At 66.9% G+C, this 26,198-nt stretch carries 37 protein-coding genes; 36 read left to right on the top strand and 1 reads right to left on the bottom strand.

What is annotated here, in order from left to right:
* Positions 1 to 16 precede the first annotated feature (16 nt).
* From ACGFIB_RS14610 to rpsD, 35 genes are all read left to right on the top strand, one after another.
* Positions 17 to 3,892: a DNA-directed RNA polymerase subunit beta' gene (locus tag ACGFIB_RS14610; RefSeq protein ID WP_142568993.1), complete on the top strand. Its 3,876-nt coding sequence runs from the start codon at positions 17 to 19 to the stop codon at positions 3,890 to 3,892.
* A gap of 560 nt (positions 3,893 to 4,452) precedes the next feature.
* On the top strand, positions 4,453 to 4,827 hold the full coding sequence (gene rpsL, locus ACGFIB_RS14615) for a 30S ribosomal protein S12 (protein ID WP_030508316.1): 375 nt from the start codon (positions 4,453 to 4,455) through the stop codon (positions 4,825 to 4,827).
* Position 4,828: 1 nt separating this feature from the next.
* Positions 4,829 to 5,299: a 30S ribosomal protein S7 gene (rpsG, locus tag ACGFIB_RS14620; protein WP_079319871.1), complete on the top strand. Its 471-nt coding sequence runs from the start codon at positions 4,829 to 4,831 to the stop codon at positions 5,297 to 5,299.
* A gap of 84 nt (positions 5,300 to 5,383) precedes the next feature.
* Complete coding sequence (fusA, locus tag ACGFIB_RS14625) at positions 5,384 to 7,432, top strand: elongation factor G (RefSeq protein WP_378755110.1); 2,049 nt, start codon at positions 5,384 to 5,386, stop codon at positions 7,430 to 7,432.
* Between the two features lie 160 nt (positions 7,433 to 7,592).
* Positions 7,593 to 8,786, top strand: coding sequence for an elongation factor Tu (tuf, locus tag ACGFIB_RS14630; protein WP_142568996.1), 1,194 nt, complete (start codon positions 7,593 to 7,595; stop codon positions 8,784 to 8,786).
* Positions 8,787 to 9,030: 244 nt separating this feature from the next.
* The gene (gene rpsJ, locus ACGFIB_RS14635; protein ID WP_012887830.1) at positions 9,031 to 9,339 is read left to right on the top strand and encodes a 30S ribosomal protein S10; all 309 of its coding nucleotides are present in this window, start codon (positions 9,031 to 9,033) and stop codon (positions 9,337 to 9,339) included.
* Positions 9,340 to 9,352: 13 nt separating this feature from the next.
* Positions 9,353 to 10,009: a 50S ribosomal protein L3 gene (gene rplC, locus ACGFIB_RS14640; protein ID WP_142568998.1), complete on the top strand. Its 657-nt coding sequence runs from the start codon at positions 9,353 to 9,355 to the stop codon at positions 10,007 to 10,009.
* On the top strand, positions 10,006 to 10,656 hold the full coding sequence (gene rplD, locus ACGFIB_RS14645; protein WP_142569000.1) for a 50S ribosomal protein L4: 651 nt from the start codon (positions 10,006 to 10,008) through the stop codon (positions 10,654 to 10,656). Before rplC ends, rplD begins: the two co-directional genes overlap by 4 nt.
* Positions 10,656 to 10,958, top strand: coding sequence for a 50S ribosomal protein L23 (gene rplW / locus ACGFIB_RS14650; RefSeq protein ID WP_030508322.1), 303 nt, complete (start codon positions 10,656 to 10,658; stop codon positions 10,956 to 10,958). The genes rplD and rplW overlap by 1 nt, the downstream gene beginning before the upstream one ends.
* A gap of 130 nt (positions 10,959 to 11,088) precedes the next feature.
* Positions 11,089 to 11,925, top strand: a complete 837-nt coding sequence (gene rplB, locus ACGFIB_RS14655; RefSeq protein ID WP_142563128.1) for a 50S ribosomal protein L2 — start codon at positions 11,089 to 11,091, stop codon at positions 11,923 to 11,925.
* 11 nt (positions 11,926 to 11,936) lie between these two features.
* Positions 11,937 to 12,215: a 30S ribosomal protein S19 gene (gene rpsS, locus ACGFIB_RS14660; protein ID WP_142569002.1), complete on the top strand. Its 279-nt coding sequence runs from the start codon at positions 11,937 to 11,939 to the stop codon at positions 12,213 to 12,215.
* A 33-nt stretch (positions 12,216 to 12,248) separates the two neighbouring features.
* Positions 12,249 to 12,602, top strand: a complete 354-nt coding sequence (gene rplV, locus ACGFIB_RS14665) for a 50S ribosomal protein L22 (RefSeq protein WP_030508325.1) — start codon at positions 12,249 to 12,251, stop codon at positions 12,600 to 12,602.
* On the top strand, positions 12,602 to 13,453 hold the full coding sequence (gene rpsC, locus ACGFIB_RS14670; protein ID WP_142569004.1) for a 30S ribosomal protein S3: 852 nt from the start codon (positions 12,602 to 12,604) through the stop codon (positions 13,451 to 13,453). The genes rplV and rpsC overlap by 1 nt, the downstream gene beginning before the upstream one ends.
* 2 nt (positions 13,454 to 13,455) lie before the next feature.
* Positions 13,456 to 13,875, top strand: coding sequence for a 50S ribosomal protein L16 (gene rplP, locus ACGFIB_RS14675; protein WP_030508327.1), 420 nt, complete (start codon positions 13,456 to 13,458; stop codon positions 13,873 to 13,875).
* On the top strand, positions 13,875 to 14,111 hold the full coding sequence (rpmC, locus tag ACGFIB_RS14680) for a 50S ribosomal protein L29 (RefSeq protein ID WP_142569006.1): 237 nt from the start codon (positions 13,875 to 13,877) through the stop codon (positions 14,109 to 14,111). The genes rplP and rpmC overlap by 1 nt, the downstream gene beginning before the upstream one ends.
* Positions 14,104 to 14,403 (top strand): 30S ribosomal protein S17, encoded by a 300-nt coding sequence (gene rpsQ, locus ACGFIB_RS14685; protein WP_142569008.1) that lies wholly within the window; start codon positions 14,104 to 14,106, stop codon positions 14,401 to 14,403. Before rpmC ends, rpsQ begins: the two co-directional genes overlap by 8 nt.
* A gap of 188 nt (positions 14,404 to 14,591) precedes the next feature.
* The gene (rplN, locus tag ACGFIB_RS14690) at positions 14,592 to 14,960 is read left to right on the top strand and encodes a 50S ribosomal protein L14 (protein WP_030508330.1); all 369 of its coding nucleotides are present in this window, start codon (positions 14,592 to 14,594) and stop codon (positions 14,958 to 14,960) included.
* An 8-nt stretch (positions 14,961 to 14,968) separates the two neighbouring features.
* Positions 14,969 to 15,274 carry a 50S ribosomal protein L24 gene (gene rplX / locus ACGFIB_RS14695; RefSeq protein WP_167748187.1) on the top strand — a complete coding sequence of 102 codons (306 nt, stop codon included), beginning with the start codon at positions 14,969 to 14,971 and terminating at the stop codon, positions 15,272 to 15,274.
* The gene (gene rplE / locus ACGFIB_RS14700; protein ID WP_191051499.1) at positions 15,274 to 15,858 is read left to right on the top strand and encodes a 50S ribosomal protein L5; all 585 of its coding nucleotides are present in this window, start codon (positions 15,274 to 15,276) and stop codon (positions 15,856 to 15,858) included. Before rplX ends, rplE begins: the two co-directional genes overlap by 1 nt.
* A 2-nt stretch (positions 15,859 to 15,860) precedes the next feature.
* Positions 15,861 to 16,046 carry a type Z 30S ribosomal protein S14 gene (locus tag ACGFIB_RS14705; protein ID WP_030451489.1) on the top strand — a complete coding sequence of 62 codons (186 nt, stop codon included), beginning with the start codon at positions 15,861 to 15,863 and terminating at the stop codon, positions 16,044 to 16,046.
* Positions 16,047 to 16,157: 111 nt separating this feature from the next.
* Positions 16,158 to 16,556, top strand: coding sequence for a 30S ribosomal protein S8 (gene rpsH, locus ACGFIB_RS14710; RefSeq protein ID WP_030508333.1), 399 nt, complete (start codon positions 16,158 to 16,160; stop codon positions 16,554 to 16,556).
* 18 nt (positions 16,557 to 16,574) lie between these two features.
* A complete protein-coding gene (gene rplF / locus ACGFIB_RS14715) occupies positions 16,575 to 17,117 on the top strand; it encodes a 50S ribosomal protein L6 (RefSeq protein ID WP_142569014.1) in 543 nt (180 codons plus the stop codon).
* Between the two features lie 2 nt (positions 17,118 to 17,119).
* A complete protein-coding gene (gene rplR / locus ACGFIB_RS14720; protein WP_142569016.1) occupies positions 17,120 to 17,503 on the top strand; it encodes a 50S ribosomal protein L18 in 384 nt (127 codons plus the stop codon).
* 64 nt (positions 17,504 to 17,567) lie between these two features.
* Entirely contained in the window at positions 17,568 to 18,200 is a 633-nt protein-coding gene (gene rpsE / locus ACGFIB_RS14725) for a 30S ribosomal protein S5 (RefSeq protein ID WP_142569018.1), read from the top strand.
* Positions 18,201 to 18,202: 2 nt separating this feature from the next.
* Positions 18,203 to 18,385 carry a 50S ribosomal protein L30 gene (gene rpmD, locus ACGFIB_RS14730; RefSeq protein ID WP_142569020.1) on the top strand — a complete coding sequence of 61 codons (183 nt, stop codon included), beginning with the start codon at positions 18,203 to 18,205 and terminating at the stop codon, positions 18,383 to 18,385.
* Positions 18,386 to 18,387: 2 nt separating this feature from the next.
* Positions 18,388 to 18,843 (top strand): 50S ribosomal protein L15, encoded by a 456-nt coding sequence (gene rplO / locus ACGFIB_RS14735; protein ID WP_142569022.1) that lies wholly within the window; start codon positions 18,388 to 18,390, stop codon positions 18,841 to 18,843.
* A 181-nt stretch (positions 18,844 to 19,024) separates the two neighbouring features.
* Positions 19,025 to 20,332, top strand: coding sequence for a preprotein translocase subunit SecY (gene secY, locus ACGFIB_RS14740; protein WP_142569023.1), 1,308 nt, complete (start codon positions 19,025 to 19,027; stop codon positions 20,330 to 20,332).
* The gene (locus ACGFIB_RS14745; RefSeq protein ID WP_142569025.1) at positions 20,332 to 20,985 is read left to right on the top strand and encodes an adenylate kinase; all 654 of its coding nucleotides are present in this window, start codon (positions 20,332 to 20,334) and stop codon (positions 20,983 to 20,985) included. The genes secY and ACGFIB_RS14745 overlap by 1 nt, the downstream gene beginning before the upstream one ends.
* An 86-nt stretch (positions 20,986 to 21,071) precedes the next feature.
* The gene (gene map / locus ACGFIB_RS14750; RefSeq protein ID WP_357238798.1) at positions 21,072 to 21,902 is read left to right on the top strand and encodes a type I methionyl aminopeptidase; all 831 of its coding nucleotides are present in this window, start codon (positions 21,072 to 21,074) and stop codon (positions 21,900 to 21,902) included.
* Positions 21,903 to 21,970: 68 nt separating this feature from the next.
* The gene (locus ACGFIB_RS14755; protein ID WP_357238799.1) at positions 21,971 to 22,420 is read left to right on the top strand and encodes a DUF1707 SHOCT-like domain-containing protein; all 450 of its coding nucleotides are present in this window, start codon (positions 21,971 to 21,973) and stop codon (positions 22,418 to 22,420) included.
* A gap of 419 nt (positions 22,421 to 22,839) precedes the next feature.
* Positions 22,840 to 23,061 (top strand): translation initiation factor IF-1, encoded by a 222-nt coding sequence (infA, locus tag ACGFIB_RS14760; RefSeq protein WP_030508344.1) that lies wholly within the window; start codon positions 22,840 to 22,842, stop codon positions 23,059 to 23,061.
* A gap of 45 nt (positions 23,062 to 23,106) precedes the next feature.
* Complete coding sequence (rpmJ, locus tag ACGFIB_RS14765; protein ID WP_003956441.1) at positions 23,107 to 23,220, top strand: 50S ribosomal protein L36; 114 nt, start codon at positions 23,107 to 23,109, stop codon at positions 23,218 to 23,220.
* Positions 23,221 to 23,452: 232 nt separating this feature from the next.
* A complete protein-coding gene (gene rpsM / locus ACGFIB_RS14770; RefSeq protein ID WP_142569032.1) occupies positions 23,453 to 23,833 on the top strand; it encodes a 30S ribosomal protein S13 in 381 nt (126 codons plus the stop codon).
* A 36-nt stretch (positions 23,834 to 23,869) separates the two neighbouring features.
* Entirely contained in the window at positions 23,870 to 24,274 is a 405-nt protein-coding gene (rpsK, locus tag ACGFIB_RS14775; RefSeq protein ID WP_020542285.1) for a 30S ribosomal protein S11, read from the top strand.
* Between the two features lie 20 nt (positions 24,275 to 24,294).
* A complete protein-coding gene (gene rpsD / locus ACGFIB_RS14780; RefSeq protein ID WP_142569034.1) occupies positions 24,295 to 24,921 on the top strand; it encodes a 30S ribosomal protein S4 in 627 nt (208 codons plus the stop codon).
* 16 nt (positions 24,922 to 24,937) lie between these two features.
* On the opposite strand, the gene ACGFIB_RS14785 is transcribed toward rpsD, so the two are convergent.
* Entirely contained in the window at positions 24,938 to 25,084 is a 147-nt protein-coding gene (locus ACGFIB_RS14785) for a hypothetical protein (RefSeq protein ID WP_357238801.1), read from the bottom strand.
* Here ACGFIB_RS14785 and ACGFIB_RS14790 point away from each other — a divergent pair.
* Positions 25,077 to 26,093 (top strand): DNA-directed RNA polymerase subunit alpha, encoded by a 1,017-nt coding sequence (locus ACGFIB_RS14790; protein ID WP_030508347.1) that lies wholly within the window; start codon positions 25,077 to 25,079, stop codon positions 26,091 to 26,093. The genes ACGFIB_RS14785 and ACGFIB_RS14790 overlap by 8 nt on opposite strands.
* Positions 26,094 to 26,198 lie beyond the last annotated feature (105 nt).

A 26,198-nucleotide genomic window follows, 5' to 3' on the forward strand; every position in this document is an offset into this window, starting at 1 on the left:
AAAAGGGGATTATCTAGTGCTCGACGTCAACTTCTTCGACGAGCTGCGCATCGGCCTCGCGACCGCCGACGACATCAGGCAGTGGTCGCACGGCGAGGTGAAGAAGCCGGAGACCATCAACTACCGGACCCTCAAGCCGGAAAAGGACGGGCTCTTCTGCGAGAAGATCTTCGGTCCGACCCGGGACTGGGAGTGCTACTGCGGCAAGTACAAGCGCGTCCGCTTCAAGGGCATCATCTGTGAGCGCTGTGGCGTCGAAGTCACGCGCGCCAAGGTGCGCCGCGAGCGGATGGGCCACATCGAGCTGGCCGCTCCGGTCACCCACATCTGGTACTTCAAGGGCGTCCCGTCGCGCCTCGGCTACCTGCTCGACCTGGCCCCGAAGGACCTGGAGAAGGTCATCTACTTCGCGGCGTACATGATCACGCATGTCGACATCGAGATGCGTGACCGCGACCTGCCGTCGCTGGAGGCGAAGATCTCCGTCGAGCGGCAGCACATCGAGCAGCGCCGCGACGCCGACATCGAGGCTCGCCAGAAGAAGCTCGAGGCGGACCTGGCCGAGCTGGAGGCCGCCGGCGCCAAGGGCGACGTCCGCCGCAAGGTGCGCGAGGGCGCCGACCGCGAGATGCGCCAGCTCCGCGACCGGGCCCAGCGCGAGCTGGACCGGCTCGAGGAGGTCTGGAGCCGCTTCAAGAACCTCAAGGTCCAGGACCTGGAGGGCGACGAGCTGCTCTACCGCGAGATGCGCGACCGGTTCGGCCGCTACTTCCGCGGCGGCATGGGCGCCCAGGCCATCCAGGAGCGGCTGACCGGCTTCGACCTGGAGGCCGAGGCGGAGAACCTGCGGGAGACCATCCGCAGCGGCAAGGGCCAGAAGAAGGCCCGCGCGCTCAAGCGGCTCAAGGTCGTCGCGGCGTTCCTCAACACCCGCAACTCGCCGAGCGGCATGGTCCTCGACTGCATCCCGGTGATCCCGCCGGACCTGCGGCCGATGGTCCAGCTCGACGGTGGCCGCTTCGCCACCTCGGACCTGAACGATCTCTACCGCCGGGTCATCAACCGGAACAACCGCCTCAAGCGTCTGCTCGACCTCGGCGCGCCCGAGATCATCGTGAACAACGAGAAGCGGATGCTGCAGGAGGCCGTCGACGCCCTGTTCGACAACGGCCGCCGCGGCCGCCCGGTCACGGGCCCCGGCAACCGTCCGCTGAAGTCCCTCAGCGACATGCTGAAGGGCAAGCAGGGTCGTTTCCGGCAGAACCTGCTCGGCAAGCGCGTCGACTACTCCGGCCGTTCGGTCATCGTCGTCGGCCCGCAGCTCAAGCTCCACCAGTGCGGCCTGCCCAAGCAGATGGCGCTGGAGCTGTTCAAGCCGTTCGTGATGAAGCGCCTGGTCGATCTCAACCACGCGCAGAACATCAAGTCCGCCAAGCGGATGGTCGAGCGGTCCAAGCCGGTCGTGTGGGACGTGCTCGAAGAGGTCATCACCGAGCACCCGGTGCTGCTCAACCGCGCGCCCACTCTGCACCGTCTGGGCATCCAGGCCTTCGAGCCGCAGCTTGTCGAGGGCAAGGCCATCCAGATCCACCCGCTCGTCTGCACCGCGTTCAACGCGGACTTCGACGGCGACCAGATGGCGGTGCACCTGCCGCTGTCGGCCGAGGCCCAGGCCGAGGCCCGGATCCTGATGCTGTCCACCAACAACATCCTCAAGCCGGCGGACGGCAAGCCGGTGACGATGCCCACCCAGGACATGGTCATCGGTCTGTACTGGCTGACCACCCACAAGGAGGGTGGCGTCGGCGAGGGCCGGGTGTTCGCCACGGTGTCGGAGGCGCTCATGGCCTTCGACCGCCACGAGCTGGACATCCAGGCCAAGGTCCACGTGCGGCTCAAGGACGTCCCGCCGCCGCGTGGCTGGGAGGCCCCCGAGGGCTGGGAGACCGGCGACCCGATCCGGCTGGAGACCACGCTGGGCCGGTGCCTGTTCAACCAGACGCTGCCCGACAACTACCCCTTCGTGAACTACCAGGTCGGCAAGAAGCAGCTCTCGGCGATCGTCAACGAGCTGGCCGAGCGGTACCCGAAGGTGGATGTGGCCAACGCGCTCGACTCGCTGAAGGACGCCGGCTTCTACTGGGCGACCCGCGCCGGTGTCACGATCTCCATCGAGGACGTCGTGGCGCCGCCGAACAAGGCCGAGATCATGGAGTCGTACGAGAGGCGGGCCGACAAGGTCCAGCGCGAGTACGACCGCGGTCTGATCACCGACGAGGAGCGCCGTCAGGAGCTCATCGAGATCTGGACCCATGCGACGGCGGACGTCGAGACCGACATGGTCAACGCGTTCCCGGCGACCAACCCGGTCTGGATGATGGTCAACTCCGGCGCCCGCGGTAACCGCATGCAGGTCCGGCAGATCGCCGGCATCCGCGGCCTGGTGTCCAACACCAAGGGTGAGACGATCCCGCGGCCGATCAAGTCCTCCTTCCGCGAGGGCCTGTCGGTGCTGGAGTACTTCATCTCGACCCACGGCCAGCGGAAGGGTCTGGCGGACACCGCCCTGCGGACCGCCGACTCCGGTTACCTGACCCGTCGTCTGGTCGACGTCGCGCAGGACGTCATCGTGCGCGAGATCGACTGCGGCACCGACCGGGCCGTCCCGCTGCACGTCGGCGAGCGCGACCCCCAGGGCAACCTGGTCAAGGCCGAGAACGCCGAGAGCAACGTGCACGGCCGCATCCTGGCCGAGGACGTCGAGGTGGACGGCAAGCTCATCGCGTCCGCGGGCGTCGACATCAACGACGACGTGGTGACGGCGCTGGTGAACGTCGGCATCGAGACGGTCAGGACCCGCAGCACGCTCGTCTGCGAGGCCAAGATCGGTGTCTGCGCGACCTGCTACGGCCGTTCGCTGGCCACCGGCAAGCTCGTGGACGTCGGCGAGGCCGTCGGCATCATCGCGGCCCAGTCGATCGGTGAGCCCGGCACCCAGCTGACCATGCGTACCTTCCACACCGGTGGTGTGGCGGGCGCGGACATCACCCACGGTCTGCCGCGTGTCCAGGAGCTGTTCGAGGCCCGCATCCCCAAGGGTGTGGCTCCGATCAGCGAGGTCGCCGGCCGGGTCAGGATCGACGAGACCGACAAAACCCGCAAGATCGTCATCACTCCGGACGACGGCTCGGACGAGATCGCCTACCCGGTGTCGATGCGGTCGCGGCTGCTGGTCTCCGAGGGGCAGCACGTGGACGTCGGTCAGCTCCTGATCGCCGGTGCGCGTAACCCGAACGAGGTCCTTCGCATCCTCGGCCCGCGTGCCGTCCAGCTCCACCTGGTGGACGAGGTGCAGCAGGTCTACCGCTCGCAGGGTGTGTCGATCCACGATAAGCACATCGAGGTCATCGTCCGGCAGATGCTCAAGCGCGTGAACGTGCTGGAGTCCGGCGACACCGAGCTGCTGCCCGGCGAGCTGGTCGAGCGGCCGCGCTTCGAGGCGCTCAACCGGCAGACCGTGGCGGAGGGCGGCCAGCCGGCCGCCGGCCGTCCGGTCCTGATGGGCATCACCAAGGCCTCGCTGGCCACCGAGTCGTGGCTGTCGGCGGCGTCCTTCCAGGAGACGACGCGAGTCCTCACCGACGCGGCGATCCACGCCAAGTCGGACTCGCTGCTCGGCCTCAAGGAGAACGTCATCATCGGTAAGCTCATCCCGGCCGGTACGGGCATGCCCCAGTACCGCAACATCCGGGTGGAGCCGACCGAGGAGGCCAAGGCCGCGATGTACACGGTCGGCGGCTACGACGGCTCGGCCGCGGACTACACCTTCGGTTCCGGCAGCGGCGAGGCCGTCCCGCTGGAGGAGTACGACTTCGGACAGTACGGCCGTTGACAGGTCGCCGCGGTGAGCGATCGCCGCGGCGGGGACGTACGGAAGCGGCCCGGGACACCCCGTCCCGGGCCGCTTTCCGTTGTCCGCACTCCCGCGCACGCCCGCGGCGCAGGGTGGCCCGGCGTGGAAACCGTGAGAAGTCCCTCGTGGGGACGGTATGATGAGGCGCCGGGTCCTTCGGCGGTCCTGCTTGGGCCGTCGGCACAGCGACACGTCCAGACAGCGGGGCACGTCCCTCCGGGGCGTCCTCCTCTGTTTTGACGTGTTGTACCGGGGCGGGTAGGCTTAACCTCCGTGCCCGTCTGTGGGCTCGCACGCGTGCGCTTGAATGCCACTTCTCGACGAGAGGGGTGTGCGGGAGCGCCGCGAGACTCCTCCGGATCGACCGGGTCTGCTCGGGTGTGATGCGACAAGAGCGCGACACGCCCGACCGCGGGGGTCGAAGAGGATGGAAAACCAGCAGGTCATGACACCGGCAGTACCTGCAAGCCTGTGAGAGGCGGCATCGCCACCTCGATCGGGTTCCACGTATCACCGGCTAGGCACGAAACGGAGACGCGGTGCCCACCATTCAGCAGTTGGTCCGAAAGGGCCGGCAGGACAAGGTCAGCAAGACCAAGACTCCTGCCCTCAAGGGGAGCCCGCAGCGGCGCGGCGTTTGCACCCGCGTTTACACGACGACCCCCAAGAAGCCCAACTCGGCGCTGCGCAAGGTGGCCCGTGTTCGGCTCACCAACGGCATCGAGGTCACGGCTTACATCCCCGGGGTGGGCCACAACCTCCAGGAGCACTCGATGGTGCTCGTGCGTGGTGGTCGTGTGAAGGACCTGCCGGGTGTTCGCTACAAGATCATCCGTGGTTCGCTGGACACCCAGGCCGTCCGCAACCGCAAGCAGGCCCGCAGCCGTTACGGCGCTAAGAAGGAGAAGAGCTGACATGCCGCGCAAGGGTTCCCCTGGCCGCCGCCAGCTGGTCGCTGACCCGGTGCACAACTCGCCGCTGGTCACCGCGCTCATCAACAAGGTTCTCCTGGACGGCAAGCGCTCCCTCGCGCAGTCGATCGTCTACGGCGCCCTCGAGGGCTGCAAGGACAAGACCGGCAACGACCCGGTCGTCACCCTCAAGCGCGCCCTCGACAACGTCCGCCCGACGCTCGAGGTGAAGAGCCGCCGCGTCGGTGGCGCCACCTACCAGGTGCCGGTCGAGGTCAAGGCCTCGCGCAGCACCACGCTGGCGCTGCGGTGGATCGTCCAGTACTCCCGCGCGCGGCGTGAGAAGACCATGACCGAGCGGCTCATGAACGAGCTGCTCGACGCGAGCAACGGCCTCGGCGCCAGCGTCAAGCGGCGCGAGGACACGCACAAGATGGCCGAGTCCAACAAGGCCTTCGCCCACTACCGCTGGTAGTGAGCACCGACGACGAGTTAAGGACGCGAAGAAGTGGCCACCACGACCGCTCTTGACCTGGCCAAGGTCCGCAACATCGGGATCATGGCCCATATCGACGCGGGCAAGACCACGACGACTGAGCGCATCCTGTTCTACACCGGCATCAACTACAAGATCGGTGAAGTCCATGAGGGCGCTGCCACCATGGACTGGATGGAGCAGGAGCAGGAGCGCGGCATCACCATCACCTCCGCCGCGACCACCTGCAGCTGGCTTGATCACACGATCAACATCATCGACACGCCCGGACACGTGGACTTCACCATCGAGGTCGAGCGGTCGCTGCGTGTTCTCGACGGCGCGGTCGCGGTGTTCGATGGCGTCGCCGGCGTGGAGCCTCAGTCGGAGACGGTCTGGCGCCAGGCCGACCGGTACGGCGTGCCCCGCATCTGCTTCGTGAACAAGATGGACCGGGTCGGCGCGGAGTTCCACCGCTGTGTCGACATGATGATCAACCGGCTGGGCTCCACGCCGGCGGTCATCCAGCTTCCCTGGGGCGTCGAGGCCGACTTCAAGGGCGTCATCGACCTGGTGAAGATGAAGGGCCTGCTCTGGAGCGCCGAGGCGGCCAAGGGCGAGATGTACGACACCGTCGACATCCCGGCCGACCACGCCGACGCCGCTCGTGAGTGGCGCGACAAGCTCGTCGAGACGGTCGCCGAGAACGACGACGAGCTCATGGAGCTCTTCCTGGAGGGCGTCGAGCCCACCGAGGAGCAGCTCGTCGCGGCCATCCGCCGGGCGACCATCACCAGCTCGATCAACCCGGTCCTGTGCGGCACCGCCTTCAAGAACAAGGGCGTGCAGCCCCTGCTCGACGCGATCGTCGCCTACCTCCCCGCTCCCACCGACATTCCGGCCTTCAAGGGCCACGCGGTGGGCAACGAGGAGGAGGCCATCGAGCGCCACGCGGACCCGAACGAGCCCTTCGCGGCGCTGGCTTTCAAGATCATGAGCGACCCGCACCTGGGCAAGCTCACCTACATCCGCGTCTACTCCGGAACGCTCGAGACCGGCACCACTGTGGTGAACTCGGTCAAGGGCAAGAAGGAGCGGATCGGCAAGATCTACCAGATGCACGCGAACAAGCGCGAGGAGCGCCCGACCGCGATCGCTGGTCAGATCGTGGCCGTCATGGGCCTGAAGGACACCACCACCGGCGACACTCTGTCGGACCCGGTCAAGCAGGTCGTCCTCGAGTCGATGACGTTCCCCGCGCCGGTCATCAACGTCGCGATCGAGCCCAAGACCAAGGGCGACCAGGAGAAGCTGGGCACCGCGATCCAGCGGCTGGCCGAGGAGGACCCGTCCTTCCAGGTCCGCCGGGACGAGGAGACCGGACAGACGGTCATCTGGGGCATGGGTGAGCTCCACCTGGAGATCCTCGTCGACCGGATGCGCCGCGAGTTCAAGGTCGAGGCCAACGTCGGACGCCCGCAGGTCGCCTACCGCGAGACCATCCGCCGCAAGGTGGAGAAGGTCGAGTACACGCACAAGAAGCAGACCGGTGGTTCCGGCCAGTTCGCGCGCGTGATCATCAGCCTCGAGCCGCTGGGCGAGGGCAACGACGGTTACGAGTTCGAGAACAAGGTCACCGGCGGCCGCATCCCGCGGGAGTACATCCCGTCGGTGGACGCGGGCGCGCAGGAGGCCGCCGAGTTCGGTGTGCTCGCCGGCTACCCGATGGTCGGCGTCAAGGTCACGCTTCAGGACGGTGCCTTCCACGAGGTCGACTCGTCGGAAATGGCCTTCAAGATTGCCGGCTCGATGGCCTTCAAGGAGGCCGCGCGCAGGGCAGACGCCGTACTCCTCGAGCCGATGATGGCCGTCGAGGTCACCACGCCCGAGGACTACATGGGAGACGTCATCGGCGACCTGAACGGTCGTCGCGGACAGATCCAGGCAATGGACGAACGGTCCGGCGCCCGTGTGATCAAGGCGCTCGTTCCGCTCTCCGAGATGTTCGGCTACGTGGGCGACCTGCGCAGCCGCACTCAGGGGCGGGCGAGCTACAGCATGCAGTTCGACTCCTACTCGGAGGTGCCCCCGGGCATCGCCAAGGAGATCGTCGCGAAGGCTCGGGGCGAATAGTTCCGCACCACTGTGGCGGGGCGCCGATGTGATCGTCGCCCCGCTGCCGGAGGGGCTCGGGACGACTCGTTCCGCTCGGTGTACGGCGGGGGCACCTCCGCCGTGCACAGCCTGAGGTAGAAGACGCAAGTCAAGTCAGAATCTCTAAGGAGACAGACCAGTGGCCAAGGCCAAGTTCGAGCGGAACAAGCCGCACGTGAACATCGGCACCATTGGGCACATCGACCACGGCAAGACCACTCTGACCGCGGCGATCACCAAGGTGCTTCACGACCGTTTCCCGCACCTCAACGAGGCGACCCCGTTCGACAAGATCGACAAGGCGCCCGAGGAGAAGGCCCGCGGAATCACCATCTCGATCGCGCACGTCGAGTACCAGACCGAGAAGCGCCACTACGCTCACGTGGACTGCCCCGGTCACGCCGACTACGTGAAGAACATGATCACCGGTGCCGCCCAGATGGACGGCGCGATCCTGGTGGTCGCGGCGACCGACGGTCCGATGCCCCAGACGAAGGAGCACGTCCTCCTGGCCCGCCAGGTCGGCGTTCCCTACATCGTCGTGGCCCTCAACAAGGCCGACATGGTCGACGACGAGGAGATCCTGGAGCTCGTCGAGCTCGAGGTCCGCGAGCTGCTGTCCGCCCAGGAGTTCCCGGGCGACGACCTGCCGGTCGTGCGCGTGTCCGCTCTCAAGGCGCTCGAGGGCGACGAGAAGTGGGGCGACTCCATCGTCGAGCTCATGAACGCCGTGGACGAGAACGTCCCCGAGCCCGTTCGTGACACCGACAAGCCGTTCCTCATGCCGATCGAGGACGTGTTCTCGATCACCGGTCGCGGCACCGTCGTCACCGGTCGTATCGAGCGCGGTGTCGTCAAGGTCAACGAGACCGTCGACATCATCGGCATCAAGGAGAAGAGCACCACGACCACCGTCACCGGTGTCGAGATGTTCCGCAAGCTCCTCGACGAGGGCCAGGCCGGTGACAACGTCGGTCTGCTCCTGCGCGGCATCAAGCGCGAGGACGTCGAGCGCGGCCAGTGTGTCATCAAGCCGGGCACGACGACCCCGCACACCGAGTTCGAGGCGCAGGTCTACATCCTGTCCAAGGACGAGGGCGGCCGCCACACGCCGTTCTTCAACAACTACCGTCCTCAGTTCTACTTCCGTACGACTGACGTGACGGGCGTTGTGAACCTGCCCGAGGGCACCGAGATGGTCATGCCCGGTGACAACACCGAGATGACCGTCCAGCTCATCCAGCCGATCGCGATGGAGGAAGGCCTCAAGTTCGCGATCCGCGAGGGCGGCCGCACCGTCGGCGCCGGCCGTGTGACGAAGATCATCAAGTAGTACACCGCTGGGCGGCGGTCGGGCTCGTGAGGGCCTGACCGCCGCACCACGGAGGGGCCGGAAACGGTCCCCCACGGACGACGAGACCGTGATCTCGCAGTGCTTTCGGCCGCACTTCGACCGAAACCACTGCCAGATCACGGAACACCGGACGGGATCCGGAACGTCGGTCGCGTGGAAACGACCTGCGGCACCAGGCCGCGTGAAGCTTTATAGGACGACAGCGAAGGACACCGAGGCCATTATGGCGGGACAGAAGATCCGCATCCGGCTCAAGGCGTATGACCACGAGGTCATCGACAGCTCGGCCAAGAAGATCGTCGAGACGGTGACGCGGACCGGCGCCAAGGTCGCTGGCCCGGTGCCGCTGCCGACCGAGAAGAACGTGTACTGCGTCATCCGGTCGCCGCACAAGTACAAGGACAGCCGCGAGCACTTTGAGATGCGTACGCACAAGCGGCTGATTGACATCATCGACCCGACGCCGAAGACGGTCGACTCGCTCATGCGTCTCGACCTTCCCGCCGGTGTCGACATCTCGATCAAGCTCTAAGGAACGCACTGACATGGCTAAGCAGATCAAGGGCGTCCTGGGCAAGAAGCTCGGCATGACCCAGGTCTTCGATGAGGCGAACCGGGTGATCCCGGTCACCGTCGTCGAGGCCGGTCCGTGCGTGGTGACCCGGGTACGCACTCCGGAGAAGGACGGCTACTCCGCCGTCCAGCTCGGCTACGGGCAGATTGACCCTCGTAAGGTCAACAAGCCCCTGGGCGACTACCTCCGCAAGCACGACATCACGCCGCGCCGTTACTTCGCCGAGGTCCGCACCGAGGACGCCTCCGAATACTCGCTCGGCCAGGAGATCCTCGCCGACGCCTTCGAGGCCGGGCAGTACATCGACGTCACCGGCAAGAGCAAGGGCAAGGGCTTCGCCGGTGTCATGAAGCGCCACAACTTCCGTGGTCTGGGCGCCTCGCACGGTACGCAGCGCAAGCACCGCTCCCCGGGCTCCATCGGTGGCTGCGCCACCCCGGGCCGCGTCTTCAAGGGCGTGCGCATGGCCGGCCGGATGGGCAACGTCCGCACGACGGTCCAGAGCCTCAAGGTGCACGCCGTGGACGCCGAGAAGGGCCTCATCCTGATCAAGGGTGCGATCCCCGGCGCCAACGGCAGCCTGGTTCTTCTCCGCACCGCCGCCAAGAAGGGGGTTGCTGCCAAGTGACCACGACCATCGACGTCCTCGACGCCAGCGGCGCCAAGGCGGGGACCGTCGACCTCCCCGAGGAGGTCTTCGGCGCCAAGGTCAACGTCCCGCTGATCCACCAGGTGGTCGTCGCCCAGCTCGCCGCGCGCCGGCAGGGCACCCACGCCACCAAGACCCGGGGCAACGTGTCCGGCGGCGGCAAGAAGCCGTACCGGCAGAAGGGCACCGGCCGCGCGCGCCAGGGCTCGACCCGCGCACCGCAGTTCGCCGGTGGTGGCGTCGTCCACGGCCCGCAGCCGCGCTCGTACGAGCAGCGGACGCCCAAGAAGATGAAGACGGCCGCCCTGAAGGGCGCGCTGTCCGACCGCGCCGGCGGCGGCCGCGTCCACGTGGTGAGCGGCCTGGTCACGGGTGACACGCCCGGAACCCGCGCCGCCCTGGAGGCGCTGCGGAAGATCACGCAGGCCCGCAGCGTGCTCGTCGTGGTCGACGAGAACGACGAGCTCACCTGGCTCAGCCTGCGCAACGCGCCCGAGGTCCACCTGCTGGACGCGGGGCAGCTCAACACCTACGACGTGCTGTGCCACGACGACCTGGTCTTCACCCGTGAGGCCTACGACCAGGTCATCGCGCGGCTGGCGAACAGCGGGAAGGAAGAGGCCTGATGCAGAAGATCGCCGACCCGCGTGACATCATCCTCAAGCCGATCGTCTCCGAGAAGAGCTACGGCCTGATCGATGAGCACAACAAGTACACGTTCCTGGTGCGCAAGGGTGCCAACAAGACGCAGGTGAAGATCGCCGTCGAGCAGATCTTCGGCGTCAAGGTGACCGGCGTTAACACGATCAACCGCCAGGGCAAGCGCAAGCGGACCAAGCTCGGTTACGGGCAGCGCCCGACCACCAAGCGGGCGATCGTGAGCCTGGCCGAGGGCGAGCGGATCGACATCTTCGGTCAGATCGGCTAGCACCTGCCGCAGCGGGGAGAGGGGCCCCTCGCCATCGTGCGAGGGACCGGCCCCGAGGAAGAGAGCACCGGGGGGACCGCCGTGAGGCGGACCCCGACCGGTACGAACCGACGAAGGATGAACGAAAAAGATGGGCATCCGTAAGTACAAGCCGACGACTCCGGGTCGGCGCGGCGCGAGCGTCTCGGACTTCGCCGAGATCACGCGCAGCACCCCGGAGAAGTCGCTGCTTGCCCCACTGCACAGCAAGGGCGGCCGTAACGTCCATGGGCGGGTGACCGCCCGGCACCAGGGAGGCGGGCACAAGCGCGCCTACCGGATCATCGACTTCCGCCGCCACGACAAGGACGGGATCCCGGCCAAGGTCGCTCACATCGAGTACGACCCGAACCGGACCTCCCGCATCGCACTGCTGCACTACGCCGACGGTGAGAAGCGCTACATCCTCGCCCCGGCCGGCCTCAAGCAGGGGGACCAGGTCGAGAACGGCCCCACGGCCGACATCAAGCCGGGCAACTGCCTGCCGCTGCGCAACATTCCGACCGGTACCTTCATCCACGCGGTGGAGCTGCGCCCCGGTGGCGGCGCCAAGCTCGGCCGCAGCGCCGGTGCGCAGATCCAGCTGCTCGCCAAGGAGGGCATGTACGCCACGCTGCGTATGCCGTCCGGAGAAATGCGCCAGGTCGACGTGCGGTGCCGGGCCTCGGTGGGCCAGGTGGGCAACGCCGAGCAGGCCAACATCAACATCGGCAAGGCCGGCCGCAACCGCTGGAAGGGCAAGCGCCCCACGGTCCGCGGTGTCGCCATGAACCCGGTCGACCACCCGCACGGTGGTGGTGAGGGCAAGACCTCCGGTGGTCGCCACCCGGTGAACCCGAAGGGCAAGCCCGAGGGCCGCACGCGGCAGCCGAACAAGCCGAGCGACCGGCTGATCATCCGTCGTCGGAGCAAGAGGAAGAAGCGGTAGGAGCAGCCGATATGCCACGTAGTCTTAAGAAGGGTCCCTTCGTGGACGACCACCTGCAGAAGAAGGTGGACGTTCAGAATGAGAAGGGCACCAAGAACGTCATCAAGACGTGGTCGCGGCGCTCCATGATCGTGCCCGACATGATCGGCCACACGATCGCCGTGCACGACGGCCGCAAGCACGTTCCGGTGTTCGTCACCGAATCGATGATCGGTCACAAGCTCGGTGAGTTCGCCCCCACGCGGACGTTCCGCAGCCACGTCAAGGAAGACCGCCGCAGCCGGCGGTAAGCGCCTTCAAGCCAGCAGTTAGAGGAGAAAGCGATGGAAGCCAGGGCACAGGCGCGGTACGCGCGCCACACGCCCCGGAAGGCCCGCCGTGTGGTGGACCTCATTCGCGGGCTGCCCGCTTCGGAGGCGCAGGCCGTGCTGCAGTTCGCTCCCCAGTCGGCGAGCGAGACCGTCTACAAGGTGCTCTCGAGCGCGATCGCGAACGCTGAGCACAATTTCAAGCTCGACCGGGAGACGCTCTTCGTGAGCCGCGCATGGGTAGACGAGGGTCCGACCCTCAAGCGTTTTCGCCCGCGCGCCCAGGGTCGTGCCTATCGGATCAACAAGCGGACCAGCCACATCACCGTGATCGTGGAGTCCCGCGAGCCGAAGGGAAGGACCCGCTAGTGGGCCAGAAGGTTAACCCGCACGGGTTCCGCCTCGGCATCACGACCGACTTCAAGAGCCGGTGGTACGCCGACAAGCTGTACAAGTCGTACGTCGCCGAGGACGTGTCGATCCGCCGCATGCTGCAGAAGGGCATGGAGCGGGCCGGTATCTCCAAGGTCGAGATCGAGCGCACGACCGACCGCGTCCAGGTCGACATCCACACCGCCCGGCCGGGCATCGTCATCGGCCGTCGCGGCGCGGAGGCCGACCGCATCCGCGGCGACCTGGAGAAGCTGACCAAGAAGCAGGTCCAGCTGAACATCCTCGAGGTGAAGAACCCCGAGATCGACGCGCAGCTCGTCGCGCAGGGCGTGGCCGAGCAGCTGTCCAGCCGCGTCTCGTTCCGCCGGGCCATGCGTAAGGCCATGCAGTCCGCCATGAAGAGCGGGGCCAAGGGCATCCGTGTCCAGTGCTCCGGCCGTCTGGGCGGCGCCGAGATGTCGCGCTCGGAGTTCTACCGCGAGGGCCGCGTGCCCCTGCACACGCTCCGCGCGGACGTCGACTACGGCTTCTACGAGGCCCGCACCACCTTCGGCCGCATCGGCGTGAAGGTGTGGATCTACAAGGGCGAGGCTCCGACCAGCCGTTCCGAGCGGGAGGCGGCCGCGGCCGGCGCCCGTGCGGGCCAGCGTCGTGAGCGTGACGACCGTCGTGGTGGCGGCGCGGGCGACCGTCCCCGTCGCGGCGGCGGCGACCGTCCCCGTCGTGGCGGCGCCGGCCGCGGCGACCGTGCACCCAGGACCGAGGCGGCCGCGCAGGCCGCCCCCGAGACCGGCCCGGCGGAGCAGCCGGGTGCTGAAGGGAGCTGACCATGCTGATCCCGCGCAGGGTCAAGCACCGCAAGCAGCACCGGCCCGACCGCAGCGGCGCCGCCAAGGGTGGCACCAGGGTCGTCTTCGGCGAGTTCGGCATTCAGGCGCTTGAGCACTCCTACGTGACCAACCGCCAGATCGAGGCCGCGCGTATCGCCATGACCCGGCACATCCGCCGTGGCGGCAAGGTGTGGATCAACATCTTCCCGGACCGCCCGCTGACGAAGAAGCCGGCCGAGACCCGCATGGGTTCCGGTAAGGGTTCTCCGGAGTGGTGGATCGCCAATGTCAAGCCCGGCCGTGTCATGTTCGAGCTGTCCGGTGTCGCCGAGCCCGTGGCCCGTGAGGCCATGCGCCGCGCGATGCACAAGCTCCCCATGAAGTGCCGTTTCGTCAAGCGTGAAGTGGGTGAGGCGTGATGGCTAAGGGTCTGACCGCCGCGGAGCTGCGTGTCGAGGACCAGGAGGTGCTGGTCCAGAAGCTGAAGGAAGCCAAGGAGGAGCTGTTCAACCTCCGCTTCCAGTCGGCGACGGGTCAGCTGGAAAGTTACGGGAGGCTGCGCGCCGTCCGCCACGAGATCGCCCGCATCTACACCGTGATGCGCGAGCGCGAGCTCGGGATCGTCACGGTCGAGAAGGAGCCGAGCGATGTCTGAAGCAACCGAGACCACGACCACTGAGACGGCCGCTGAGACGCAGCGGAACTACCGCAAGACCCGTGAGGGCCTGGTCGTCAGCGACAAGATGGACAAGACCGTCGTCGTCGCCGTCGAGGACCGCGTCAAGCACCCGCTGTACGGCAAGGTCATCCGCCGTACGACCAAGTACAAGGCTCACGACGAGCAGAACGCCTGCGGCGTCGGCGACCGTGTCCTCCTGATGGAGACCCGGCCGCTGTCGGCCACCAAGCGGTGGCGGGTCGTCGAGATCCTCGAGAAGGCCAAGTAACACCACAGACGCGCCTCGTGGGGGGTGGGAGACCGCCCCCCATGATGGTGTCCAAGGGGCGGGGCCGACCATCGGTCCCGTCCGCCCGCGGCGGCGGTCGTACGGCTGTCGCCGAGGGAAAAAGACCACATCAGGTTCGGCCAGGCTCACCGCGAGGGTGAGAACCGGCACGACACACAGGAGTAGACGTGATCCAGCAGGAGTCGCGGCTCAAGGTCGCCGACAACACGGGTGCCAAGGAAATCCTTTGCATCCGCGTGCTCGGCGGCTCGGGTCGGCGCTACGCGGGAATCGGCGACATCATCGTGGGCACGGTGAAGGACGCCATTCCCGGCGGGGGCGTTAAGAAAGGCGACGTTGTCAAGGCTGTCGTGGTGCGCACCGTGAAGGAGCGCCGCCGCCCCGACGGCTCCTACATCCGCTTCGACGAGAACGCCGCGGTCATCATCAAGGACAGCGGTGACCCGCGGGGCACCCGCATCTTCGGCCCGGTGGGCCGTGAACTGCGCGACAAGAAGTTCATGCGCATCATCTCGCTCGCGCCGGAGGTGCTGTGATGGCGAAGCTGCACGTGAAGAAGGGTGACCTCGTCCAGGTCATCGCCGGCAAGAACAAGGGCGCCAAGGGCCGGATCATCGCCGCCTACCCGAGCGACGAGCGCGTCGTGGTCGAGGGCGTCAACATGATCAAGAAGCACTCCAAGGTCACCAACCAGGGCCCGCGTGGCGCCCAGGAAGGCGGCGTGCAGACCATGGAGGCTCCCATCCACGTGAGCAACGTCAAGAAGCTCAAGGATGACGAGAAGAAGCCCGAGAAGAAGGCCGCCGGCAAGGGCGACGCCGAGGCGACGGGTGAGGGTGAGGACAGCTGATGACCACCACCACTACTGAGTCTACTGAGACCGGGCGAGTCGCTCCGCGCCTCAAGCAGCGCTACCGCGAGGAAATCATCGCGAAGCTGCGCGAGGAGTTCGGCATCGAGAACATCATGCAGGTGCCCACGGTCACCAAGATCAAGGTGAACATGGGTGTCGGCGAGGCCGCCCGCGACTCGAAGCTCATCGAGGGCGCCGTGCGCGACCTGACCGCCATCACGGGCCAGAAGCCGGCCGTCGCCCGCGCCCGCAAGTCCATCGCGCAGTTCAAGCTCCGCGAGGGCATGCCGATCGGCGCGCACGTGACGCTGCGCGGCGACCGCATGTGGGAGTTCCTCGACCGGCTGCTGTCGCTGGCGCTGCCGCGTATCCGGGACTTCCGCGGCCTGTCGCCGAAGCAGTTCGACGGCAACGGCAACTACACCTTCGGCCTCACCGAGCAGGTCATGTTCCACGAGGTCGACCAGGACAGGGTGGACCGGCAGCGGGGCATGGACATCACGGTCGTGACCACCGCGAAGAACGACGAGCAGGGCCGGGCGCTGCTGAAGCTCCTCGGTTTCCCCTTCAAGGAGGCCTGATCATGGCGAAGACGTCGCTGAAGGTCAAGGCAGCGCGCAAGCAGAAGTTCGAGGTCCGGGCGTACACTCGGTGCTCCCGCTGCGGCCGTCCCCGCGCTGTCTACCGCAAGTTCGGCCTGTGCCGCGTGTGCTTCCGCGAGATGGCGCACCGGGGCGAGCTGCCCGGCATCACGAAGTCGAGCTGGTAAGCCCGCCGCGGGCCAGCCGCACAGAAGTCATATCAACCGGGCGCTGATCGCAGCGCCCACGACCGCACCGAAGGTCCCATCGGGAAACCGCGGTGAGGAAGGCCACCGGCCATGACGATGACCGACCCGATCGCAGACATGCTGACGCGTCTGCGTAACGCGAACTCGGCCTATCACGACACCGTGAGCATGCCTTACTCCAAGATCAAGGCACACATCGCGGAGATCCTCCAGCAGGAGGGCTACATCCAGGGCTGGAGCGTCGAGGACGCGAAGGTTGGCAAGAACCTCGTGATGGAGCTGAAGTTCGGCCCCAGCCGCGAGCGCGCCATCGCAGGACTGCGCCGGGTGTCGAAGCCCGGTCTGCGGGTTTATGCAAAGAAGGACAACCTGCCCCGCGTTCTTGGCGGTCTGGGCGTCGCGATCATCTCGACGTCCGGCGGCCTCATGACCGACCGGCAGGCGAGCAAGCGTGGAGTGGGCGGGGAAGTCCTCGCCTACGTCTGGTAACGAGGGGAGGCACTCAGCATGTCGCGTATCGGACGGCTGCCCATCCCCGTACCCGCGGGTGTCGACATCACGATCGACGGCCGGGAAGTCCAGGTCAAGGGGCCCAAGGGCACGCTCACTCACACGGTCGCCGAGCCCATCGAGGTCTCGCGCGGCGAGGACGGCACCATCGCCGTCACCCGCCCGAACGACGAGAACAAGGTTCGTGCGCTGCACGGCCTGTCTCGCACGCTCATCGCCAACATGGTGGCGGGCGTAACGCAGGGCTACACGAAGACGCTCGAGATCGTCGGCGTCGGTTACCGCGTCCAGGCCAAGGGCCCGACGGAGCTGGAGTTCTCGCTGGGCTTCAGTCACCCGGTGATCGTCAAGGCTCCCGAGGGTGTCAGCTTCCGCGTCGAGAGGCCGACGCTGTTCCACGTGGACGGTGTCGACAAGCAGAGGGTCGGCGAGGTCGCCGCCAACATCAGGAAGCTGCGCAAGCCGGACCCGTATAAGGGCAAGGGCGTGCGCTACCAGGGCGAGGTTGTCCGCCGCAAGGTCGGAAAGGCTGGTAAGTAGGCATGGCTGGAAAGACTGCGTTCGGCAAGCACACGGCCGCCCGCACGGTCTCCCGGGCCCGCCGGCACCGCCGAGTCCGCAAGAACGTCTTCGGCACGTCCGAGCGTCCGCGCCTGGTCGTCAACCGGTCCACGCGTCACCTGTTCGTGCAGATCGTCGACGACACTCAGGGCCACACGCTGGTGAGCGCGTCCACGATGGACGTCTCGCTGCGTGGCGGCGAGGGTGACAAGACCGAGAAGGCGAAGAAGGTCGGCGAGCTTCTCGCTCAGCGGGCCAAGACCGCCGGGATCACCGCTGTCGTGTTCGACCGCGGTGGCAACCGCTACGCGGGGCGCATCGCCGCTCTCGCGGACAGCGCCCGTGAAGGCGGGCTGGAGTTCTGATGGCTCCGGTCCATGGGTCGCGACCGGCGACCCGTCCCAAGAGCAACGAGAAGAGGAACCACTGATGGCTGCAGCTCCGCGTCGCGGTGCCGGCGGCGGTGGCGAGCGGCGTGACCGTCGTGATGACCGCCGCGGTGGCGCCGCAGACAAGGGCGTCTCGTATATCGAGCGCGTCGTAAAGATCAACCGAGTGGCCAAGGTCGTTCAGGGTGGTCGGCGCTTCAGCTTCACCGCGCTGGTCATCGTCGGCGACGGCAACGGTCTCGTCGGGGTCGGCTACGGCAAGGCCAAGGAGGTGCCCGCGGCGATCGCCAAGGGCGTCGAGGAGGCCAAGAAGCACTTCTTCAAGGTCCCGCGGATCCAGGGCACCATCCCGCACCCGGTGCAGGGCGAGGAAGCCGCCGGCGTCGTCCTCCTGCGTCCGGCCTCGCCCGGTACGGGCGTCATCGCGGGTGGCCCGGTTCGCGCGGTCCTGGAGTGCGCCGGGATCCATGACGTGCTGTCCAAGTCGCTCGGCTCGGACAACCCGATCAACATCGTGCACGCCACTGTGGCGGCTCTGAAGGGCCTCAGCCGCCCCGAGGAGATCGCCGCCCGCCGTGGCCTGCCGATCGAGGATGTCGCGCCCAAGGCGATGCTCAAGGCTCGCGCCGAGGGTCTGGCCGAGGCCGCGGCGGCCGCGAAGGCGGTGAGCTGACGGTGGCTCGGCTGAAGATCACGCAGACCCGGTCCAAGATCGGTGGGCAGCAGAACCAGCGTGACTCGCTGCGCTCGCTGGGTCTGAAGCGAATCGGCGACGTCGTCGTCAAGGAGGACCGCCCGGAGATCCGGGGCATGGTCGCCAAGGTGTCGCACCTCGTCGATGTTGAGGAGGTCGACTAGTCATGACCGAGAACGCTCCGCTCAAGATCCATGACCTCCGTCCGGCTCCCGGCGCCAACAAGGCCAAGACCCGCAAGGGCCGCGGCGAGGGCTCCAAGGGCAAGTCGGCCGGTCGTGGCACCAAGGGCACCCGGGCCCGTACGTCGGTGATGCCGGGCTTCGAGGGTGGCCAGGTCCCGCTCCAGCGGCGGCTGCCGAAGCTGAAGGGCTTCTCCAACGCCCTGTTCAAGACGACCTACCAGGTCGTCAACCTGGACAGGCTCGGGGAGCTGTTCCCCCAGGGCGGCGACGTCACGCTCGACGACCTGGTGGCCAAGGGTGCGGTCCGCAAGAACCAGCCCGTCAAGGTGCTGGGCACCGGCGAGATCTCCGTGGCGCTGAACGTGCAGGCGCACGCCTTCTCCGCCAGCGCGAAGGAGAAGATCGCCGCGGCCGGTGGCTCGGTTTCCGAGCTGTAGGCATGACGCTGCACGAGGCGCGGAGGTTCGTTATGAGCCTCCGCGCCCGTAGTGCGTTAGAGTTCGCCTGGCACGGGACTCCACCCGTGTTCGACCAAGCACTCTGGCAGAAAGACATGTCGATGGACGCCTTGCGGACCATCGCCGACCGTTACCGCGTCACTGGCGCGCAGGAGGGACCGTGCTGACCGCGTTTACCCGGGCGTTCCGAACGCCTGACCTGCGCAATAAGCTGCTCTTCACACTGGCCATCATTGTGCTGTTCCGTCTTGGTTCGGTGCTTCCCACTCCGGGAGTCAACGCCAAGAACGTGGCCCTGTGTCTGGAGCAGGCCCAGGCGGGAGACGCTGCCAACATCTACGGGATGGTGCAGCTCTTCAGCGGCGGCGCCCTGTTGAAACTTTCAGTGTTCGCGCTCGGCATCATGCCGTACATCACCGCGAGCATCATCCTGCAGCTGCTGACGGTGGTGATTCCCCGGCTCGAGGCCCTCAAGAAGGAGGGCCAGGCGGGGACGGCGAAGATCACGCAGTACACCCGTTACCTGACCATCGGGCTGGCGGTGCTGCAGTCCACCGCGTTCGTCGCGCTGGCCCGCAGCGGGCAGCTCTTCCAGAACTGTAACCAGGAGATCCTGCTCAGCCAGGACGTCTTCCCACTGATCACCATGGTCATCACGATGACCGCCGGAACCGCCGTGATCATGTGGCTGGGTGAGCTGGTGACCGACCGCGGCGTCGGCAACGGCATGTCGATCCTGATCTTCACTCAGGTCATCGCGGTGTTCCCGTCGGAGCTCGTGAACATCTACCGGCAGAGCCCGTTCAAGTTCGTCGTCGTGATGGTGGTCGGCGTCGTGATGATCGGCGTCGTGGTGTTCATCGAGCAGGCGCAGCGCCGCATCCCGGTGCAGTACGCCAAGCGGATGGTCGGCCGCCGGATGTACGGCGGCACCTCGACCTACATCCCGCTCAAGGTCAACCAGGCCGGCATCATCCCGGTCATCTTCGCCTCGTCGCTGCTGTACCTGCCGCAGCTTCTGGTCACGCTGTTCGGCAACAGCCAGAAGCCCAACGTGGTCGTCGAGTGGCTGGCGCAGAACATGATCAGGGGTGACCACCCGATCTACATGGCCACGTTCTTCCTGCTGATCGTCTTCTTCACGTACTTCTACGTGTCCATCACTTTCAACCCCCCTGAAGTGGCTGACAACATGAAGAAGTACGGTGGGTTCATCCCGGGCATCCGTCCGGGCCGGCCGACCGCTGAGTATCTGAGCTTCGTGCTCAACAGGCTCACGGCCGCGGGCGCTCCGTATCTGGGTGTGATCTCGCTCATCCCGATCATCGCGCTGGCGGTGGCCGGAGCGAGCCAGAACTTCCCGTTCGGAGGGACCAGCATTCTGATCATGGTTGGTGTTGGTCTGGACACGGTCAAGCAGATCGAGAGCCAGCTTCAGCAGCGCAACTACGAGGGCTTCCTGAGATAGTGCGCGTCGTCCTGGTAGGGCCCCCCGGAGCGGGTAAGGGGACGCAGGCCCAGTTCATCGCTTCGCACCTGTCGATCCCGAAAATCTCGACAGGCGACATCTTCCGTGCCAACGTCTCTGGCGGCACGGAGCTCGGCAAGCTCGCCAAGGAGTACATGGATCGCGGTGACCTCGTTCCCGACGAGGTGACCGTGGCCATGGTCCGCGACCGGCTGTCGGAGGACGACGCGCAGGAGGGCTTCCTCCTGGACGGCTTCCCCCGCAACGTGCCGCAGGCCGAGGTCCTCAAGAAGATGCTGGCCGAGTTCGGCACGGGGCTCGACGTGGTGCTCAATCTGGTCGTCGAGGACGACGAGGTCGTGCGCCGCCTGGCGGGCCGCCGTACGTGCCGTTCCTGCGGCAAGGTGTGGCATGTCGTGTTCGATCCGCCCACCGTGGAGGGCGTCTGCGACGCCTGCGGCGGGGAGCTCTTCCAGCGGGACGACGACCGTGAGGAGACCATCAGGCGGCGCCTGGAGGTCTATCAGGAGCAGACGGCGCCGCTGATCTCGTTCTACGCCGACGAGGGAATCCTGCAGGGGGTCGACGCGACCGGGCCGGTCGAGGAGATCACCCAGCGGTCGATGTCGGCGCTGCGGCGGTTCGCCGACTGATTCATTACCGCAGCCGGGAACGCCACTCCAGTCCATGGGGTGGCGTTCACGCTTATATGGGACAATTTCGGGAGGGGGTGCGTTACGTGTTCAAGAAGAATCGGCACGGAATCCAGATCAAGAGCGCCGAGCAGTTGGAGAAGATGCGTGCGGCCGGCCTGGTCGTCGCCCGCACACTGGAACTGCTCCGGACGTCGGTCCGGGCCGGGATGACGCCGCTCGACCTCGACGCCATCGCCGAAGAGGCCATCCGGGGCGAGGGCGCGATCCCGTCGTTCAAGGGCTACCAGGGCTTCCCCGCCACGATCTGCGCCTCCGTGAACGACGAGGTCGTCCACGGCATCCCCACCGACAGCCGCCCGCTCCGCGAGGGCGACATCATCTCGATCGACTGCGGCGCGATCCTCGACGGGTGGCACGGCGACTCGGCGATCACCGTCGGGATCGGCGAGGTCGACCCGGCGCTGACCGAGCTCATGCGGGTGACCGAGGAGGCCATGTGGCGGGGCATCGGCGCCCTGCGGGTGGGCGGGCACCTGTCCGACATTGGCCACCAGGTCGAGCAGTACGTGCGTTCCCAGGGCCGTTACGGCATCCCCCAGGAGTACGGCGGCCACGGCATCGGCACCGAGATGCACATGGATCCGTGGGTGGCCAACCACGGCCGGCCGGGGCGCGGCCCCCGCTTCGAGGCCGGCATGTGCCTGGCGATCGAGCCGATGGTGAACCTCGGCACGGACCGGACCAAGGTGCTGGCCGACGACTGGACGGTCGTGACGGTCGACGGCCGCGCCTCCGCCCATTTCGAGCACAGCGTCGCGGTGACGGAGAACGGCCCCCTCGTTCTCACGGCGCTCGACGGCGGAGCCTCCCGTTTCCCCGGTGTGGGCGCGGGCCAGGGGGAGAGCGTCTCCTGAACCTGACGCCCGTTCCGGCGGCGCGTGAACAATAATGGTCGTATCGCTCAAATGACCGGGAGATGGTGATGGCGGCAGCGCCGGAGATGCGGGCCTCCGACGGCGATCGTGACCGGGTCGCCGCGGCACTGCGCGAGCACGTGGCCGAGGGCAGGCTCACCATCGACGAGTTCAATGAGCGGCTTGAGCAGGTGTACCAGAGCCGTACGTACGGGGAACTCGCCACGCTCACCTCCGACCTGCCCGCGATCGACCTGCACCGGCTGCCGGCTGCCGTCGAGCCCGTGGGGCGGCCGGGCCCCGCCCGGCGTGACGGGAAGGCGCAGGGCAGCGTCAAGAGCGCATGGTCCGCCTGGGCGGCCGCCAGCGCCGTGAGCTGGATGATCTGGTTCCTGTCCATGGTCGCCTCGGACCATCCCATTCCTCCGTGGCCGATGTGGGTCATGGGCCCCTGGGGCGTCATCCTCCTCATCAAGACGGTCTCCGACAGGGGCGGACAGTCCCGGCGCGACACCTGAGCGTTCTTTGCCGTAGGGCCGCCGTCGCGGGAGCCGCGGGCGGGTAGACGACCGGTGTCGCGATGTGCGGTCCCTCTCGGGCCGCGTCCCCGCGGTGATCGGGCCGCACCCACCCGCGCCGGCATTTCGGCGGTGCCGGGCGGGCGGGTGCGGCGGCGTCCCCGCGACGCCCCGAAGGAACGGGCCGGCGCCGAATTGGCGGGCGGCCCCCTCCGGGGGTACTCTGTGATCTGGTTGTGTCGGGACCCCTGCCGTTGTTTCGCAATTCGGCCCGGGTTGCCGTACACTCCTTTGTCGGTTCACTATGACCTTTGCGCCTAGGCGGCCTGGCTGGTCGCTGCTCTCTGGAAGCGCCCGAAGGTCGCGGCTGCTTAGTGTTCCGAAGCCTCAGACGATCCGATCACTGAAACGCGAGGGCCATGGCCAAGAAAGACGGCGCCATCGAGATTGAGGGCACTGTTATTGAGTCGCTCCCGAACGCCATGTTCAGGGTGCAGCTCGACAACGGTCACAAGGTCCTGGCCCACATCAGCGGGCGGATGCGGATGCATTACATCAGGATCCTGCCCGACGACCGGGTTGTCGTGGAGTTGAGCCCCTACGACTTGAGTCGTGGGCGGATCGTCTACCGGTACAAGTAGCCCCCCCGTCAGCGGGACGGGCCGTATGCGGAACGAATAAGGACTATGAAGGTCAAGCCGAGCGTCAAGAAGATCTGCGACAAGTGCAAGGTGATTCGCCGGCACGGTCGCGTCATGGTGATCTGCGACAACCTGCGCCACAAGCAGCGTCAGGGCTGAGCACAGCTCTCAGTACGTCGCCACCGGGCCCCGGCTGAGTCCGCCCCTGCGGCGGGCTCGGCCAGCGAACGGGCCGGAACAACGAAATCGCGCCACACACCCGCGCAGGCGGTCTCCGCGAGGAGTCCGTACCACGCGGGAGACCCCCGGTCGGAGGCCGGGGCCCTCGCCCGGGCATGGGAGGGGAAGTGTGGCGTTAGACCTCCGCCACACTGAAGGAGAATGCCCGACCATGGCCCGCCTGGTTGGCGTCGACCTCCCCCGCGACAAGCGGCTGGAGATCGCTCTCACCTACATTTTCGGAATCGGCCGCACCCGCGCCAAGGAAATCCTTGACGCGACCGGCATCAGCCCCGACATGCGCGTCCACCAGCTCACGGACGCCGAGCTCGTTCCGATGCGTGACTACATCGAGGCGAACTACAAGATCGAGGGTGACCTGCGCCGCGAGGTTCAGGCCGACATCCGACGCAAGATCGAAATCGGCTGCTACCAGGGCATCCGGCACCGCAAGGGGCTGCCTGTCCACGGTCAGCGGACGCAGACGAACGCGCGCACCCGCAAGGGTAAGAAGAAGACCGTCGCCGGTAAGAAGAAGCCGGGCAAGAAGTAGTCCTTAGCAGCCACATTTCCAGGAGTTAGCGCTTCAATGCCGCCGAAGAGCCGCCAGGGCGCACCGAAGAAGGTGCGCCGCAAGGAAAAGAAGAACGTCGCTCACGGGCACGCCCACATCAAGAGCACGTTCAACAACACCATCGTTTCGATCACCGACCCGAACGGGAACGTGATCTCCTGGGCCAGCGCCGGCCACGTCGGGTTCAAGGGCTCTCGTAAGTCCACCCCGTTCGCCGCACAGATGGCTGCCGAGAACGCCGCTCGCCGTGCCATGGAGCACGGCATGCGCAAGGTCGATGTCTTCGTCAAGGGCCCCGGCTCCGGCCGTGAGACCGCGATCCGTTCGCTTCAGGCGACCGGTCTCGAGGTCGGGTCCATCCAGGACGTGACCCCGGTCCCGCACAACGGCTGCCGTCCGCCCAAGCGCCGTCGCGTCTGAGCTCAGGAGAGTAGAAAGAAATGGCTCGTTACACGGGTCCGGACTGCAAGCTCTGCCGCCGTGAGAAGACCAAGCTCTTCCTCAAGGGTAAGAAGTGCGAGTCCGCCAAGTGCCCCATCGAGATCCGCCCGTACCCGCCGGGTGAGCACGGCCGTGGCCGTCCGAAGGAGTCGGAGTACCAGCTCCAGCTTCGTGAGAAGCAGAAGACCCGTCGGATCTACGGCGTCCTCGAGAAGCAGTTCCACAACTACTACGAGGAAGCCAACCGCAAGGGTGGCAAGACGGGTGAGAACCTCCTCCAGATCCTGGAGAGCCGTCTCGACAACGTGGTCTACCGCGCCGGCTTCGCCGAGTCGCGTGACGCGGCCCGCCAGCAGGTGCGCCACGGCCACTTCATCGTGAACGGCAAGAAGGTCGACATCCCGTCGTACCGCGTGCGCGAGCACGACATCATCGAGGTCCGCGAGAAGTCGCGCAACCTGCTCCCGTACGAGGTGGCCCGCGCGAGCGCCGGCGACAAGACCGTCCCGGCCTGGCTGGGCTCCTCGACCGAGAACATGCGGATCCTCGTGCACCAGCTCCCGGTCCGCCAGCAGATCGACACGCTGGTCCAGGAGCAGCTGATCGTCGAGCTCTACTCCAAGTAGTAGGGCCCCGGCAGTTTCATGACGCCGTACGGCCGGTACACTCCGGCCGTACGGCATCATGGTTGTAGGCGAGCGGCGTCAAATAGCGGGCGTCGCCGTAACCCAGGGGCTCCTCGTCCACCGTGACGGGGCCGTCCCGGATCCAGGAGATCCAGATGCTCATCGCACAGCGCCCGAGCCTCCAGGAGGAGTCGCTCGAGGAGCACCGGTCCAGGTTCATCATCGAGCCGCTCGAGCCGGGCTTCGGTTACACCATCGGCAACTCGCTGCGGCGGACGCTGCTGTCCTCCATCCCGGGGGCGGCGGTCACCAGCATCCGCATCGAGGGCGTGCTCCACGAGTTCTCGACCGTGCCCGGGGTCAAGGAAGACGTCACCGACATCATCCTGAACCTCAAGTCGCTGGTCGTCTCCTCCGAGCACGACGAGCCCGTGGTGATGTACCTGCGCAAGCAGGGCCCGGGTGAGGTCACCGCGGCCGACATCGCGCCTCCCGCGGGTGTCGAGGTGCACAACCCCGACCTGCACATCGCCACGCTGAACGGCAAGGCGAAGCTGGAGATGGAGCTGACCGTCGAGCGCGGTCGCGGCTATGTCTCCGCCGCTCAGAACAAGCAGCCGGGTCAGGAGATCGGCCGGATTCCGATCGACTCGATCTACTCTCCGGTGCTCAAGGTCACCTACAAGGTCGAGGCCACCCGTGTCGAGCAGCGCACGGACTTCGACCGCCTGATCCTCGACGTCGAGACCAAACCGTCCATGAAGCCCCGCGACGCGGTGGCCTCGGCCGGCAAGACCCTGGTCGAGCTGTTCGGCCTGGCCCGCGAGCTCAACGTCGAGGCCGAGGGCATCGACATCGGCCCGTCGCCGACGGACGCGGCTCTCGCGGCCGACCTGGCGCTGCCGATCGAGGAGCTCAACCTCACCGTCCGTTCGTACAACTGCCTCAAGCGCGAGGGCATCCACACCGTGGGTGAGCTCGTCGCCCGCAGCGAGCAGGACCTGCTGGACATCCGCAACTTCGGCGCCAAGTCGATCGAAGAGGTCAAGCAGAAGCTGCACGAGATGGGTCTGGCTCTCAAGGACTCCCCGCCCGGGTTCGACCCCTCCGCCGTCGCCGGTGGCGGGTACGACGACGAGGACGGCGGGTTCATCGAGACCGAGCAGTACTGATCGCCGGTCTTTCAGCAGCGGCACCACCGGCTCGTGCCGCCCGTCGAGGGCGGCATGAGCCGGCGATGACAAGTCACGACCGGTACGCCGGTCGGCCCGACCCCG

The sequence above is a fragment of the Microbispora bryophytorum genome, from assembly GCF_043197435.1.
Classification (GTDB): domain Bacteria; phylum Actinomycetota; class Actinomycetes; order Streptosporangiales; family Streptosporangiaceae; genus Microbispora; species Microbispora bryophytorum.